The sequence below is a fragment of the Paenibacillus hexagrammi genome (assembly GCF_021513275.1).
GTDB lineage: Bacteria > Bacillota > Bacilli > Paenibacillales > NBRC-103111 > Paenibacillus_E > Paenibacillus_E hexagrammi.
This window is the reverse complement of sequence record NZ_CP090978.1, coordinates 5,553,967-5,569,096: the sequence shown is the minus strand read 5'-3', so window position 1 is coordinate 5,569,096 and position 15,130 is coordinate 5,553,967. Positions and strand designations below refer to the sequence as shown.

Annotated in this window: 15 protein-coding genes; 12 read left to right on the top strand and 3 right to left on the bottom strand. The window is 49.8% G+C overall.

Translation table 11 applies throughout. The annotated features are described in order from the left end of the window. Nucleotides 1-14: 14 nt before the first annotated feature. Entirely contained in the window at nt 15-872 is an 858-nt protein-coding gene (locus L0M14_RS25365) for an FAD:protein FMN transferase (RefSeq protein WP_235119211.1), read from the bottom strand. A gap of 266 nt (nt 873-1,138) precedes the next feature. Between L0M14_RS25365 and L0M14_RS25360 the strand changes: the two genes are divergently transcribed. Then, nucleotides 1,139-1,822: a response regulator transcription factor gene (locus L0M14_RS25360; RefSeq protein WP_235119210.1), complete on the top strand. Its 684-nt coding sequence runs from the start codon at nt 1,139-1,141 to the stop codon at nt 1,820-1,822. Further along, nucleotides 1,819-3,366, top strand: a complete 1,548-nt coding sequence (locus L0M14_RS25355; protein ID WP_235119209.1) for a sensor histidine kinase — start codon at nt 1,819-1,821, stop codon at nt 3,364-3,366. The genes L0M14_RS25360 and L0M14_RS25355 overlap by 4 nt, the downstream gene beginning before the upstream one ends. A gap of 23 nt (nt 3,367-3,389) precedes the next feature. Here the strand turns inward: L0M14_RS25355 and L0M14_RS25350 are convergent, their stop codons facing one another. After that, nucleotides 3,390-4,022 (bottom strand): DUF421 domain-containing protein, encoded by a 633-nt coding sequence (locus tag L0M14_RS25350; RefSeq protein WP_235119208.1) that lies wholly within the window; start codon nt 4,020-4,022, stop codon nt 3,390-3,392. Nucleotides 4,023-4,195: 173 nt separating this feature from the next. On the opposite strand from L0M14_RS25350, the gene L0M14_RS25345 reads away from it, so the two are divergent. From L0M14_RS25345 to L0M14_RS25320, 6 genes are all read left to right on the top strand, one after another. Further along, nucleotides 4,196-4,525, top strand: a complete 330-nt coding sequence (locus L0M14_RS25345; RefSeq protein WP_235119207.1) for a hypothetical protein — start codon at nt 4,196-4,198, stop codon at nt 4,523-4,525. Nucleotides 4,526-4,607: 82 nt separating this feature from the next. Then, nucleotides 4,608-4,853 carry a spore germination protein gene (locus L0M14_RS25340; RefSeq protein WP_235119206.1) on the top strand — a complete coding sequence of 82 codons (246 nt, stop codon included), beginning with the start codon at nt 4,608-4,610 and terminating at the stop codon, nt 4,851-4,853. A 13-nt stretch (nt 4,854-4,866) separates the two neighbouring features. Further along, a complete protein-coding gene (locus tag L0M14_RS25335; protein WP_235119205.1) occupies nt 4,867-5,361 on the top strand; it encodes a spore germination protein in 495 nt (164 codons plus the stop codon). A gap of 401 nt (nt 5,362-5,762) precedes the next feature. Further along, nucleotides 5,763-6,725: a hypothetical protein gene (locus L0M14_RS25330; protein WP_235119204.1), complete on the top strand. Its 963-nt coding sequence runs from the start codon at nt 5,763-5,765 to the stop codon at nt 6,723-6,725. 244 nt (nt 6,726-6,969) lie between these two features. Continuing rightward, nucleotides 6,970-7,473 (top strand): helix-turn-helix domain-containing protein, encoded by a 504-nt coding sequence (locus L0M14_RS25325; RefSeq protein WP_235119203.1) that lies wholly within the window; start codon nt 6,970-6,972, stop codon nt 7,471-7,473. Between the two features lie 2 nt (nt 7,474-7,475). After that, entirely contained in the window at nt 7,476-8,375 is a 900-nt protein-coding gene (locus L0M14_RS25320; protein WP_311198926.1) for an alpha/beta fold hydrolase, read from the top strand. 105 nt (nt 8,376-8,480) lie between these two features. On the opposite strand, the gene L0M14_RS25315 is transcribed toward L0M14_RS25320, so the two are convergent. Beyond that, a complete protein-coding gene (locus tag L0M14_RS25315; protein WP_235119201.1) occupies nt 8,481-8,885 on the bottom strand; it encodes a VOC family protein in 405 nt (134 codons plus the stop codon). 266 nt (nt 8,886-9,151) lie between these two features. On the opposite strand from L0M14_RS25315, the gene L0M14_RS25310 reads away from it, so the two are divergent. The 4 genes from L0M14_RS25310 to L0M14_RS25295 all read left to right on the top strand — a co-directional run bounded on the left by L0M14_RS25310 (nt 9,152) and on the right by L0M14_RS25295 (nt 15,051). Then, complete coding sequence (locus tag L0M14_RS25310; RefSeq protein ID WP_235119200.1) at nt 9,152-10,813, top strand: efflux RND transporter periplasmic adaptor subunit; 1,662 nt, start codon at nt 9,152-9,154, stop codon at nt 10,811-10,813. 27 nt (nt 10,814-10,840) lie between these two features. Beyond that, entirely contained in the window at nt 10,841-11,563 is a 723-nt protein-coding gene (locus L0M14_RS25305) for an ABC transporter ATP-binding protein (RefSeq protein ID WP_311198783.1), read from the top strand. Then, on the top strand, nt 11,560-12,738 hold the full coding sequence (locus L0M14_RS25300; RefSeq protein ID WP_235119199.1) for an ABC transporter permease: 1,179 nt from the start codon (nt 11,560-11,562) through the stop codon (nt 12,736-12,738). The genes L0M14_RS25305 and L0M14_RS25300 overlap by 4 nt, the downstream gene beginning before the upstream one ends. Nucleotides 12,739-13,044: 306 nt before the next feature. Further along, complete coding sequence (locus L0M14_RS25295) at nt 13,045-15,051, top strand: hypothetical protein (RefSeq protein ID WP_235119198.1); 2,007 nt, start codon at nt 13,045-13,047, stop codon at nt 15,049-15,051. Nucleotides 15,052-15,130 lie beyond the last annotated feature (79 nt).

Sequence of the window (15,130 nt, the reverse complement as noted above, 5' to 3'; positions counted from 1 at the left end):
TGGCGTTGTCTCATTCAGGACGCTTCCCGATTAAAGTGATAATGATCAATCGTCATATCCAGCCAAGTTCGGTTCAGGGAATCCTTGCTGCCGATGTAATGGACCTCTTTGTTCGTTCCGATCAGCACCGCTTCGCACCGTGTCGCTCGCTTCGACAACAACTCGATGCCTACATCTAGGCCCAACGCGCATAGGGCTTTGGCCCATACCTGGCATTCAATGATATCCTCTCCCACTACCGTACACTGCTCCACATCGCTCCCCTTCGTGCTGGGATCCTCATATTTGCTGCAGGTGGACAGTGAACCCTGAGGGAGTGCAACGGCACCTACCTTGGCATGATTCCATGGATTCTGAATGCCAATGATCCACGGGTCTAAGTTTCTCAAGGTTCTGCCCCATACGGTTATATTGCCTCCTGCAAGAATAAGCCCCTGCTTGAGCTCCATCCCTCTTTGCATATAATCGCACAGCTTCTTCACCGACCAGCTCCGTTCAATCCCCCCGAGATCAATCGTGCCATGCTCCGGAATCATGACGGATTTCTGAATGGGATCGACCTGCCATGTCTGCGTCTCTGAGGGGTGAGGAAGAAAGCCGCCTGCTGTAATGGTATGGTAAGCCTCTACCAGATGAAGCACCTCCAGCATCGTATTGGAGACCTTGCACTTCTCGCCGGCAAGTGTATTTAACAGGTTGATTTCGCTTTCAGCCAGGCTGCGGTTAAATCGCTTCTCCGCGCTGCGGAACCAATCCACAGCTAGTTTTTCAATGATGAGAGCATCCTTGTCTTCGCACCGAAGCAGGAGTTCGATGTCGACCTGCAGGGCTTGAAAACGAAAAGGATGGAAGGACTCTGTGACTAGTTCCATACGCGTCTCCTCTTTTCTAATCGATCTGTTTCAAATAATGCTTTCATTATAAGGAGATATTCTGAACCCAACTTGATTGTTTGCTGAAAGAATACTGAAGATTGCCGCTGCCTATACGTGTGAGCTTGAAGGCAGACGAGTGGAGGAGCTGCATGTCTGCCGCCTTTTCAGCAAGCTTTCAGGCTGCGTTCAGAATCGATTCAGAGAATCATTGGATAATGGCGATAGATAAAGTGTACAATGAACTTGATAGGGGGATGCAGCGGATGAAACAGTTAAAAGGCATCAAAATCTTACTCGTAGATGACGAACAACATATTCTGGATTTTCTCGAATTAGGCTTGCAGAATGAGGGCTTCGAGGTGATGACGGCGCAGGACGGACTCACAGCCATTACGCTCTGCAACAAATTCCAGCCGCATATCGCGATTCTGGACGTGATGATGCCGGGCATGGATGGCTTCGAGGTATGCCGTATGATTAAGAAAACGGATAACGTAGCTGTCATCATGTTGACGGCTAAAGATGAAGTGGACGACAGGGTGAAAGGCCTTACGCTTGGAGCAGACGATTATATGGTGAAGCCGTTCAGCTTTGAAGAGCTGCTTGCCCGCATCTATGCCCGCATTCGGAACCATTTTCCGAACCTGTTCGGTGAAGTTGTCATTGGACCGCTGCGAATGGACGACCGGCGCAAAGAGATCAGCTTGCATGACCGGGTGTTGGAGCTGTCTCCTACCGAATATGAGCTGCTGAAATTTATGGCGATTAATCATGGGCTTGTTCTGAGTAAAACGATGATTCTGGATAAAGTATGGGGCTACGATTTCGGCGGCGAAGAGAACATAGTCGAGGTGTATATACGTTCTCTGCGAGATAAGCTCAATGACAAAGAGCATAAGCTCATCCGCACGATTCGCGGAGCCGGCTACCGGATGGATTTGGCATGAAGCGCAAGGGGCGGTACGCTGATTTGTTTGTTCCGCACTCTCTTAGATTTCAACTGCTATCCAGATCCCTGCTGATTCTTTCTCTTCTTTTACTTCTGATCGGTGTGTTTCAGTACATTTTTATGCAGAAATTTTTGTATAAAAATCAAGCGGATACGGTCCTCAGTCAGCTGAGATCCATTCCGCCCAACACCTGGATGCATGGAGGCCAGCCTTTTTTTAGAGGGGTTATGCCTAAAGGCGGAGGCGCGGATAAGACGAATAGCTCAGAGCAGCCGCGGCGTAATGAGAGCGAGACGGAACCGAGAGATGATGTGCCAAGGTTTTTTACACCGGACTTATCTGTCGCTATTATCGATGAGGATGCCAATTATAAATTATTGTCTACCTTGCACGACGTCATCTCTACACCTCAATTGTCCGCCCAAGAGTATAAGGAGATTATGAGCTCCAGGACGATACCGGACCCGCGGAAGATGACTGACAGCAATGGAAACGAGCAATTGGTCGTCTTCCATGTGGTGGGAGGGCCTGATCATACTCAGGGAATTATCCAGGCCAGCGCCAGCACCAAACCGATAAAGGATGTGCTGCTTAGACAGTTTGTCACCTTCCTGTCTCTTTCCATGCTTGCTTTGGTAGCCGGATTGCTGACATTCCTGCCGATTCTGCGAAGAACGCTCATTCCGCTGTCCAATATGATTGATACGGTAAAGCGAATCGATTCAGGAAATCTGGAGGAACGCTTGCCGGTCCACCAAGGACAGCTGGAGATCGACAGGCTTTCGGCATCATTTAACAGCATGCTGGAGCGACTGGAAATCTCCTTCGAAGCGGAGAAGGAAGCAAAGGAAGAGATGCGCCGTTTTCTGGCTGATGCGTCTCATGAGCTTCGTACGCCTCTGACGAGCATTCACGGATTTCTGGAGGTGCTGCTGCGGGGCGCATATACACAGCAGGAGCAGCTTCTCAAGGCACTGAAGAGCATGCACGGGGAATCCGAGCGCATTAACAAGTTGGTCAACGACCTGTTTCAGCTGGTGCGATTAGACCGTACACCGGCGTTCCATACGGCTGAAGCCCGGCTGGATGAGGTGCTGCATGATATGGAGCCACAGCTGAAGCTGCTGGCCGGTGAAAGAACGGTGCATCTCGACCTCATGCCGGGCACACAGGCTACAGTGGATACAGACAAGATCAAGCAGGTAGTGCTGAACCTGTTTCACAACGCGGTGCAGCATACGCATCCGACCGAGGGACGAATCGGGATACGCCTGGTTCACAGGGAAGGCGAGATCGAGTTGTCCGTAGAGGATAACGGTCCCGGCATTTCACCTGAGCACGCAGCGCATGTATTCGACCGGTTCTACCGCATCGACTCCTCGCGTGCGAGAAAATACGGCGGAGCAGGCCTCGGCCTCTCCATCACGAAGTCCATCGTGGAGCTCCATGGGGGCACCATTCATGTGGACAGCAAGGAAGGAACGGGCAGCACGTTCGTCGTGCGTTTGCCAAGCAACGTTAGCAAAGACCTTAATCCGTGAACTGCGGGTTAAGGTCTTCCTTTTTAGAAATTATCTGGTTCTGGGCCCTTTTGAGATTCAAAATCGACATCTACACTGCCTTTCTGATTCAACGTAGCTAGCGTGATTTTGGAAAGGTCATCTTTTTTTATTTGTTTAGACGCCAGCTTGTTCATCAGCCACTCCTCAGTTTTGTTTAAGTATTGGATATTGGGCTGCAGAATTTGTCCTTCAATAATTAACGGTATCGGAATAAATGCCTGCTTCACCGCTAAGTTCAAATCGCTTGGCTGCAGAGGACGGTAATCGGCTTTGGCAATCACGCTGATATCTCCTGATTCCTCCATCGTAGCTAATTCGACATCCTGAACACGGGTATAACCCTTCACCCGCAATTCTCCCAACAATTCATTGATAGTCAGCTTCGCTTTCTTAACTCCCTTTTCATCGATATCCCCGTTTTTTATCAGTACGGTAGGATCAAAGGTAAGAACCTTTTTAAGTCTTGTTCGCTGCACCAGCTCTGTGAGCACCAGGTAAATGAGAGCTATGCTAACGGAATAGTAAGAGGCGATACCTAATCGTTTTGTAACAATGGGCTCAGTAATGGTTGTCCCTAATATCAATATGGCTAGTAAATCAAAGCTCGACATTTCGGCTACCGATCTTTTGCCCATAATCCGAATTCATACATATCCGACAACAAATACTGATAGTGGTGTCCATAGGTACTGAAAGATACCATGCAGCATAGTGAATATGACCTCTTTTCGTAAGTGATAACAGGTAGTATATCCAACATTTATGAAATGCCTCAGGTGTAATTAAGAAGGATAAAGGGCGGGTAAAGATGAAACGGCTTATTGTGCTTGTGTTTATAATGTGCATAACGGGCTGCAGTGCTTCCTACGAGAGCGATATTACGGCTAACCTGCAGCTTGCGCAGGATTACCTGGAGGATCAGTCATACCAAAAAGCGCTGGAACAAATGAAAAAGGTGGAGGACGACTTTAACCTGATCCGTGCATCCTATCCAAAAGAACAACGGGATCAATTTGATAAGCTGATTGACGATTATGAAATGTCTAGCGCTGTTTTGGATCAGAAGCAGTCGGCTCAGCATGCACAGGAGCTTCAATTGCTTTGGGAGGATTTGAAGAAAAAGAAAGAAGGTACGTGAGGCGCGATCATCGGTTTTTATCACTAAGTTCCCCCAAGCTGCATAGGCTAACATATGGATTTAAGAATTGGGGGTAATGCTAGTGGCCGTAACCATCAATTTTTTGGCTATTAATGTGAACGCACAGGATACGAACGCAACGGTATCGATTGGTGAAATTGCCCAAAATTCATGGAATTCGCATAACAAAAATAACTTTGGTAACGGCATGTTCTTCGGGGCCGCTTTGACTCCAAATAACTTGGTCTTTATCAACGATAATGATTTTATTGACATGCCGGTGGGCGATAACGATAACGTGCCTTCCGCTCAGAATCAATCCTTGTAAAGGAGGGGGCCTATTGGAGGTAACCATTAATTTTGATCAGATTCAGGTGAAGTCCATGGACAGTTCCTCGGGGATTTTTGTCGGGCAAATCAATCATGCCTACGGGTGGAATTCGCAATCCAAGAGCAACATGGGCTTTGGCAAAATCGGTGACCATAACGTGATGGCCAACATCGAAAGTGTTGTGTATGATGATGATCATGTCGATGCCCCTATGATTAACAAGAGCGTTCTTACAGAAAACAAAGAAGAGTCGGGCGCGCATCATTCAGAGATTAAATTTGCAGCCATTGAAGTTGGGACTATGGATACGAATGCAACCGTCTCCGTGGGCGAAAGCTCTCAAGCAGGATGGTCCTCCCAGGCAAAAAGCAATTACGGTAACGGCACGTTCGTTGGAGACAGCGTGCTCACACATAATAAAAGCATCATCAAAGACGATGATGTAGTAGATTCGCCTGTGAACGATCAGGATCGAGTCAGCAGCAGTATGATCCAGCAAGGATAGAGTGATGACTGCACTAGCGGCAGGAGGCCTAAATGATGGTTTAGACAGCAGGTATGCATGGGGTTCGTACATAGGCAAGCAGCACTAGGCACTGTTCCTGATTAGGGGAGGTGCTTTTTTGTTGTGTTTTCCTTCCATATTCAGCCAATCTTCAGCCAATGCTCATGCTTTCTTAAGTTTGTACTCAGGGGGAATTCAGAAAAGGGGTCTATACTTCGAAATGTAAACAAAAATAAAATGAAAAAGGTGGAACCCATGATGAAAACTTTGAGCAAAAAATTCTTGCAGGTACAATCGCAGCATCCTTTGTTCTTGGAGCAGGCCTCGTTGGAACGTTACATAATCAAGCTTTCGCTGACACCGTCAGCAGTACAACTAAACAGAAGGACGGCGCAGGCAAAATGCGCGGCGGCTTCCAGGGCGGACCTGCCGGCCATCAAGGCGGTTTCCACGGCGGAAATATCGTCAAAGAGACAGCTACCGTACTAGGCATAGAGGAAAGTGCTGTGCAAGCTTCTCTCCAAGAAGGTAAGACACTCCTCGAAATCGCTACGGCAGCTGGCCTAACAGAGGATGATTTCGTAGCCAAGCTGGTAGCAGCTGAGACAGCTGCCATCGACGAGCAGGTGACGGCGGGCTCACTAACGCAGGACCAAGCGGATCAAATTAAAACAGACCTATCTTCCCGTGTGAAGCAGCAGGTTGAAAATAAAGGTTTTGGAAACAGAGGAGGGTTCCCTGGCGGCAACGGCGGACCAATGGGAGGTCAACGAGGCCCGGGCGGCTTCGGCGGAGGTCTGGAGAAGGAAGCGGCAACGATTCTCGGCGTAGAGGAGAGCTCAATTCAAGATTCGTTGAAGGACGGCAAGACACTTGTGCAAGTGGCGGAAGCTGCCGGAATGACAGAAGCCGACTTCTTGGCGAAGCTGGTTGAGGCTAAACAAACGGCGATCGCGGCAGATGTGACAGCGGGTAAAATAACACAAGAGCAAGCGGATAAAATGACGGGAAATCTTTCCGATCATCTGAAGCAGCAAATTGAGAACCCAAGACCGCAAGGCGGTCCGGGCGGACGTCCTGATGGCGGCCGTGGCTTTGGCGGCGGCATGATGGGCAGCTCCGAGGCACTGACTACGATTCTGGGCATGACACAGGATGAGCTGAAAACAGAGCGTGATGCCGGCAAATCCATCGTTGAAATCGCAGCTGCTAAAGGCATCAGCGAAGACGACCTCATCAGCAAGCTGAAAGAAAGCATGACGGATGCTTTGAAAAAATTCGTTGAGGATACGCATCAGAAGCCTGCAGCTCCAGCTCCAGATGCATCGGCAGCTCCAACTGCGGACAGCTCCGCCATCAACTAAAAGTTGGAGTACCAAGCACCTTTGGCAGTATTGTTATTACCTTAGAAGACTCGTATTTCAATCGGAATGATTCCTTTGTATGTCGCTGCGGGTGGTGGGACGAGAAAAGGTTGTTTCGTTGAACGTGCAGATTGCTTGGAAATGAATCTGCAGGACAAACTGAAGACATAAAATACGTCGGGATAATTGACGTATTTTATGTCTTTTGCTATAATTGACGTAAATTACGTCAAAGGGTGGGACGATGAATACTCCAAAGATGTTACATGCGAAAACCACATTAGAATATCTCGTATTGGTCAATGAACAATCTTATTCAGCGATCGGCAGGGAGTTACATATTACTCCTCAACAATTTTCGGATTGGATTAAAAAACGCAGACCGATCCCGCAAGAAAGATTAAAAGCACTTAGTGATTATTTTGATATCGATGAATCGTATCTAGTCGATGAGCATAATTTCACAAGAAATCTTGACCCCATGAATAAGATTGATATTCAAATGGTGCTTATTAAGAAAACAATAGATGAAGGGGTTGAGGATAAGGAGTCTTATCTAGAACGGATCCAAAAGCTTCAAAAGGAAAAAGCGAAGCAAATTCGCATCGGCAGATTGGCTTCTATACTTCATTATGATGATGAAGAGATAGACAGGGGAATCGATCAATTCTTGAAAGAAATGGAAGCACGGATAAAGGAAAAACGAATTCCCGATACTGATACCGATTCACACGGAGGTGCACAATGACCATGGACATGCTGAAAGTTAACGGCGTCGATTTGGCCTATGACAGCTTCGGTAACGAAACCGACGCGGCGATTCTCCTAATCGCCGGTCTTGGAACCCAAATGATCCGATGGACGGTTCCGTTTTGCCAAATATTAGCTGAGCGGGGCTTTCGCGTGATCCGCTTTGACAATCGCGACGCGGGCTGCTCGACGCACTTTAGCCATCATCGGGCGCTGGATTTTGACGCACTAGCGGCTGCTCTCATGTCCGGACAACGACCGGACATCCCTTATACGCTCGATGATATGTGCGACGACGCTATCGGTTTACTCGATGCCCTTTCTATTGACCGGGCACATTTCGTTGGCAGGTCGATGGGCGGAATGATCGCCCAGATTGCAGCTAGTAGGTACCCTGAACGGGTGCTATCTCTTACCTCCATTATGTCCAGTTCCGGTAATCCCGCTCTTCCGCAATCCGCCCCGGATGTTATGGCAATGATGACAAAACCGGCGCCGAATCCGTTCGAGGATGAAGCAGGATTTCTGGCGCACAGTCTCTCTTTTGCCAAACGTATCGCCGGCACCGGCTATCCGTTTGAAGAGGACACTTATCGGGAGCTTATTCTGGAGGAAGTCCATCGAGCCTACGATCCAGGCACTTTCGGACGGCAAATTGCAGCGATCGCTGTCTCCGGTGACCGTCGTCCGCGGCTAGCGACTATACAAGCCCCAGCACTTGTTATTCATGGGGGAGATGATCCCCTGTTCGTTCCGGCGTGTGGCGAGGATACGGCTTCTGCTATCCCGGGCTCCGAGCTCATGTTGATTAAGGGCATGGGACACGACCTCCCACACCAGCTGTACCATGTAATTGCCGATGGCATTGAACGAACGGCGAAGCTATCCGATGTTAGATAAGATAGCTAAGGAACATTCGATGTATATGAGGGACTTTAGATCTAATTAGTAAGGAGCAGTTGGCGCCTCGGCCACTGCTCCTTTTGTCATTTGCATGAACTCAAATTATGAGCGTTTCGGCATTTTGCTCGCATCCATGTACAGCAGGTTCCAGCGATGGCCGTCCAGATCGGCAAAACCGGCGCCGTACATCCAGCCGTCCGTTTCGCTCGGCTTGCCAAAGATGCTTCCTCCAGCTGCCTCTACCTTTTGAATAAAGGTGTCTACCTCTTCTCTGCTTCCAGCCCCGATAGAAAATATGACCTCAGCGCTATGGGAAGTATCCGCGATTTTTGAACCTGTAAATTTCTCAAAAGCCGCATCTGGGAACAGCAGAATCGTCGTTTGGCCTATGGCAAGCTTAGCTCTCTCGTTACCATAGCTCTCTGCAAGGAATCCAATCTCATTGAAAAAGGCAGTAGATTTCTCGACATCTTTGACCGGCAGGTTGATCCAAATATCCTGTGACATGGCTATATCCCCCTAGCATATATTTTCAACTAATTTTACTATACTCTACATCGAGCATGAGAAGCGAATCTTTTAAATCGTTTTTCGGCAAGGATGCCTCGCCTCCCAAAGGAAACGGGCATTCAGCAAATCTTCAGCTTCCGTTCAACTTACTTTCAGCCTACACTCAGACGCGATTCAGTTACAAGCTCTACACTTGAACTTGTGAAGCGATATGACAGGGAAACATTCATTTTCCACGAGAGATAGGGAGAGGGGAATTACGGATGAAGGTTCGCAATAAAAAAAGATGGATCATTGTAGTATTAGCGGCGCTATTGTGTGGATCCGGCACTTATTACTATGTACATACAAGTGCCAAGCCTGCTGCTACAACAACGCAACAGACAGCTATGAAGGTGACGAAAGGCTCCATCAGCTCGACGATATCGGGGACTTCCCAGCTGCAAGCTCAAAATATGCAAAATATCGTAATTCCTGTAGACGGAATGATTAAAACGATGAATTTGACCAAGAATCAGGCCGTGAAAAAGGGTGACGTGCTCGTCGAGCTATCGGTGCCTTCGACGGAAACCAATCTGAAAGAAGCGCAGGTTAGTTTGGATCAGATGCAAAAGGACCTGGCTGAACTAGAGTCCGAGCAAAATCACATGACGGTATCCGCGCCGATCAGCGGGAAATTGACGCTCAGCTCGAATCTGGACGCGGGCAGTCAAGTGAGCAAGACAACGAAAATCGGGACGGTGTCCGACACATCGGAGTACAAGGTCAAGCTTCCTTTTACACTGCAGGAAGCCGTACAGCTGAAAAAGGGCGATTCGGTGGAGCTGTCCGTAGACGGCTACTTGCTATCGAAAGTCGGGACGGTAGACTCGATCGGACGGGAAGTTACGGCTGACGCAAACGGTAATAAAATCGTGAATGTGGAAGTCCATGTGAAGAATGACGGCACCCTCTCGGAGGGGATGAAAGTAAAAGGCAGCATCGGCAGCGGTGATGACAAGACGGAGTCCACCGATCAAGCGGCGCTTGAATATATTCGTACTTCGGCAGTATTTGCAGATGCGAGCGGTACGATCAAAACGATGAAGTTCAAAGACGGGGACACGGTGAAGCAGGGCGATCTGATTGCCTCCTTGTTCAATGACGATCTTCAGGACGAAATCATCAGTAAAGAGGCTTCCATTGAAAGCCAGAAAATTAAAGTGGACGATGCTCAGCAAAAGGTGGATCAGCTGACGATTACGGCACCTTTTGACGGCATCTTCTCCGCAGACTTTGCCAACAGCAAAACGAATGTGCTGAATAGCTATCCGGTTGGCGCGCAAGTCGAGGCAAACACGACACTAGGGGCTGTAGCGAGTCTGAGTACCATGCAGCTTGCGGTTGCGGTCGATGAGCTTGACTTTACTAGCGTGAAGGTTGGACAGAAGGCAGTCGTTAAAGTCGATGCGATCTCCGGCAAAACGTTTGAAGGTGAAGTCACGCAGATTTCTAATGTAGGTACGACTACGAATGGAGTTACCACTTATGACGCTGTGATTTCCATTCAAAATACAGACGCCAACGATTTGAAGTATGCCATGACGGCAACAGCGGAGATTTACATCCAAGACAAGAAGGATATTTTGGTAGTACCTTTGCAAGCTGTGACCACGACCAAAGGCAAGAGTACGGTAACGGTGAAGAAGGCCGATGGCACGACAGAGGAAAAAGAAATTACGATCGGCATTCGCAGCAAAACGCAAGTGGAGGTCGTGAAGGGACTTAACGAAGGCGACGAGGTCGTCATGCCGACGAGAAAGACGACGACTACCAATCAGCAGCAAATGATGGGCGGCTTCCCTGGAGGCGGTATGCCGGGCGGAGGTTTCCAAGGCGGCGGCAACTTCGGCGGTGGAAGCAGCGGGCGCAGCGGACGTGAATAATCAGTTACAGGGAAGGAGCCACCTAACATGAATATGATCGAACTGAATCAGATCACGAAGAGTTATACGCGCGGTGAAGAAACGCTGCAAATTCTAAAGGGAATTTCGCTAAGCATCGTGGAGGGCGACTTTGTAGCGATTATCGGTCCCAGCGGCTCCGGTAAATCTACGCTTATGAATACGATCGGTTTGCTAGATTCCCCGACCTCGGGCACGTACATGCTAGATGGCGTTGCTACCGAGAACATGTCCGACAATGGGCTGGCGGAGCTGAGGAACCGTAAGATCGGCTTCATTTTTCAGCAGTTTAATTTGCTTCCCAGACTTACCGCTATCGAAAATGTAGAGCTTCCTATGATTTATGCTGGCATTCCGGCTAAACAGCGCCGCGAGCGGGCGCAGCTGATGCTTGAGAAGCTGGGCATGGGCCAGCGCGGTCACCATAAGCCGAGTGAGCTTTCGGGCGGCCAACAGCAGCGGGTTGCTATCTCCAGAGCGCTAGCCATCTCGCCGTCGCTCATCCTGGCGGATGAACCAACAGGAGCTCTCGATTCCAAGACAGGCATCGAGGTGCTGGAGCTGATTCAACAGTTGAATGAACAGGGCAATACGATTGTCCTGATTACCCACGATAATCACATTGCCGATAATGCGCGGAGAGTCGTAACCCTCAGGGACGGAGAGATCATCAAGGATGTGCGGAATCAGCCGCTTCCCGCTCAGGTAAGCAAACAGGAGGCGTTGGTATGAGAGCTTGGGAGTTAATCCAGATGGCGCTGGCAACGATCCGCGCCAATCCGCTTCGCACGGTGCTGACTATGCTGGGCGTGATCATCGGCGTCAGCTCGGTGATTACGCTGGTCGCGATCGGTCAAGGCACCTCCAAAGCGATTGAAAAGCAGTACGAAGGGCTCGGTACGAACCTCCTTACTGTGAATTTGATGGGGAACGGGCGCGCCACACAGCTGAATTACGACGAATTCATGCAGCTCGAAGGTACGGCGGGGATCCAATCCATAGCCCCAACCATGTCGAAGAACAGCGCCAATGTAAAATATGATCGTGACGAGGAAACGTACAATGTCACTGGTACCAATGACCGCTATCTGGAGCTGCAAAAAGGCGAGATGGCAAGCGGCCGGTTCCTCGCGCAAGCGGACCTGGATTTCCGCAATCACGTAGCGGTTATCGGCAGCGACGTCGCGAAACAGTTTTTCGGTACGGAAGACCCGCTCGATGAAGAGCTAAACGTGAACGGATATATGTATACCGTCATCGGCGTGCTGAAGAGCAAAGGCTCCAATACGAGCGGTACGTCGCTCGACAGCGCCGTACTTGTCCCTCTGCCGACGATGAGCCGGGACTTCAAGCTTGGTTCCATTCGCTCGGCTTATGTAGAAGCGGCTTCGGGGGAACAGGTGTCCCGCGTACAGACGGTGCTGGAAGCATATTTAACCAACAAGTTCAAGAGCACCTCAGGGTGGAACATTTTCAACTCTTCTGAATTAATCAGTACCAGACAGTCGGCTTCCAGCTCGCTAACCAATCAATTGGTTGCGGTAGCAGCGATCTCTCTGGTGGTCGGCGGTATCGGGATTATGAATATCATGCTCGTAACTGTGAGTGAGCGGACGAGGGAAATCGGTATCCGCAAGTCGATTGGTGCCAAGCGGCGCAATATCTTGCTGCAGTTCCTGGTCGAGGCGACGTTAATCAGCGGCATGGGCGGATTAATAGGGCTGTTGGCAGGTGTCGGTCTTGCCTTAGCGTGGCCGTATATCAATCCAAGTCAGGAAACGAGCCTGTCGATCAGCGTTGGCTTGTATGCGTTCCTGTTCTCCGCTTTGGTCGGCGTCATCTTCGGTCTATATCCGGCGAACAAAGCTTCTAAGCTGAAGCCAATTGATGCGCTGCGCTTCGACTAACGTTTGGTTAAGCTCGTCAGCCTACATCTAAAGCTCGAACATCACTGGTTCCAAATCTGACGAAAAAACTAGGAGGTTTCTCACTATGATTCGTAAACTTTCATCCCTTTCCATAAAACATACAAGCTTGGCTCTGCTGCTAACCGGAAGCATGACTGTGATGTCCTGGGCGGCTCCATCGCCGGCGGCCCACGCGGCCCGGAAGGTGTCTTCATATCCGGCTCCTCCTACTTTACGCTGGAGCAAGCATCGCTATCGTCGTCTTCCTTGCAATTTGCCGTCAATCTCCATAATGGAGACAGCTCGGTGATTGATTTCAATAACTACGGCGTTCGGGTAACGGATACGTCGGGACGCAGCTTCACTTCCAAGCTTAGCGAGAAGAAGAGCGCGAGTGTGGAGCCTGGACAGGATCAGACCTTCCGTTTCTACTCCAGCCTTCCAACCGGGGAGAGCGCCGACCAGCTGCAGGTTGAAGTGTTCCGCTGGGACAGCAGCCAGTCCGATTTCATGAATCACCTCGGCAAGCTGTCCGTAGCAGCTGTGGCCCAGGCGAATGAGGGCTCTGCGCCGGAAGAAATTCTGAACCTGCATACGCTGGACAGCACGCTTGCTGACGATGCTTCCGTCTCCTTCCGTTTGGGGCAAAGCGTCAAAGCGTCTGAGGATGGCAAATGGTACACCTTTACACAGCTGTCCGTTCAGAACTTAGGTTCCTCCAGCTTGAAGCTGCCATCGGGACTCCAGGTTCGGCTTGTAGATGCAAGCGGCTTGGAATACACAGCTTCCATTGCAGACGGCTCCGACCAAACGCTGCTTCCGAAGCAAACAGGCTTCATCACGGTGAAGTCAGAGGTATCCAAGCAGCTAGCGGATTCAGGACTGAATCTGGAGTTCTATTACATGAACCAAACGGAAGAGGTTACTCTGGGCACGATGAATATGGGAGGCTCCTTCACGACGGTTGCGCTGGGTGACAAGACAGGCTACGCAGGGCAGCATGACGGAGAGAACCTGACGGTCAAAGCGGAGAAATCGACGTATACGACGCAAGCGGACGGCATTCATATTCAAACCGTCGTTACGCTAACGAATGAAGGCGATGCCGTTGCTGAGATTCCGACCTTCCTGGCTTCCTATGAGTTCGGAGACGCAGGAGCATCCGTATCCTCCAGCGATAATTCGGCAAGAGATACGTACCTGGATCCAGCGAAATCGGTCTCCTATTATTTCAATGCGGTTCTGCCAAGCGGGGTTGACCCGAATACGGCTCAGCTCGTGCTCTGGGAGAAGACTTCCACGAAAAGCACAACAACGTCTTCGTCGACAACCAGCAATGCTTCAAGCTCGAGCGCAAGCAGCACGACGGCAGCGTCTTCTACGACGGGGACTTCGACCTCCTCCACTTCGGGAACGGGATCGTCAACGTCATCGACGGCTTCCTCCTCGTCAAGCAACAGCTCGAGCAACCAGATGCCGGTTGCGATCTTCAAGTTAAGCGGGGCGACTGTTGCGGCAAGCGGATTTACAGCTGCGAATGCCTATACGCTGGGCGATAATCTGACATTTGCAGATAACAGCGTCATTGATAAGAACCTGGACATCTCTCTAGTGGAATTCCATGTACACGAGAATGATGATCTCGGCTACAAGACGGCGATTGGTAAATATAAAATTACGAACAAAGGCTCAAGTCCCGTAGCCATGCCTGAGCTTGCGAACGAATTGGTCGACAGCAAGGGGAATTCCTTTACCGGAGTCAGACAGAGCTCGGCAGCGACGCAGGTTACACCTGGAACCTCCTATGTGGTCAGCTATTCCTACCTGCTGCCGCAATCAGAAGAGGACGATAGCTTCGCTCTGCGGGTATTTGATGACAAGTCGGTATCCCAAGGCAGCGTAACGCTTGGTGATTATCAAGTCAGCATGCAAAAAGAATCGGACAGCGACACCATTTCGTTCTATCCGTTCCAAGTCAAATTCAACGACTATAATCTCAGCTGGACTTACAATAACGGATCATACACGTATCAGCTCGACCTTGAGTTGGATTTGCAGCATCCGGATCCGGTTATCGTCGATTCGAATTTCTCCGGTATGGAATTTGATCTGGTCGACGCGTTCGATCGTGTAGTGGGTACTTCCGCTATGACCTTCACAGGCGAGAATAAACTCATCAGCGGCAAGCAAAAGATTGTATTCTCCAGCTTGAAAGAAGAGCAGGGCTCGACCAGCTACCATGTCAACGTGTACGAAACGATTCAGACGCCAAACGGCACGGCCAAGCGTCTTGTCAAGCAGCTTCAATACTAAGAACAAGCCGCGTACCGTCAGGGGCGTTGTATACGCATTGTGTACAAACGCCCTTTTGGCGTGTCTGCAAATGATCAAA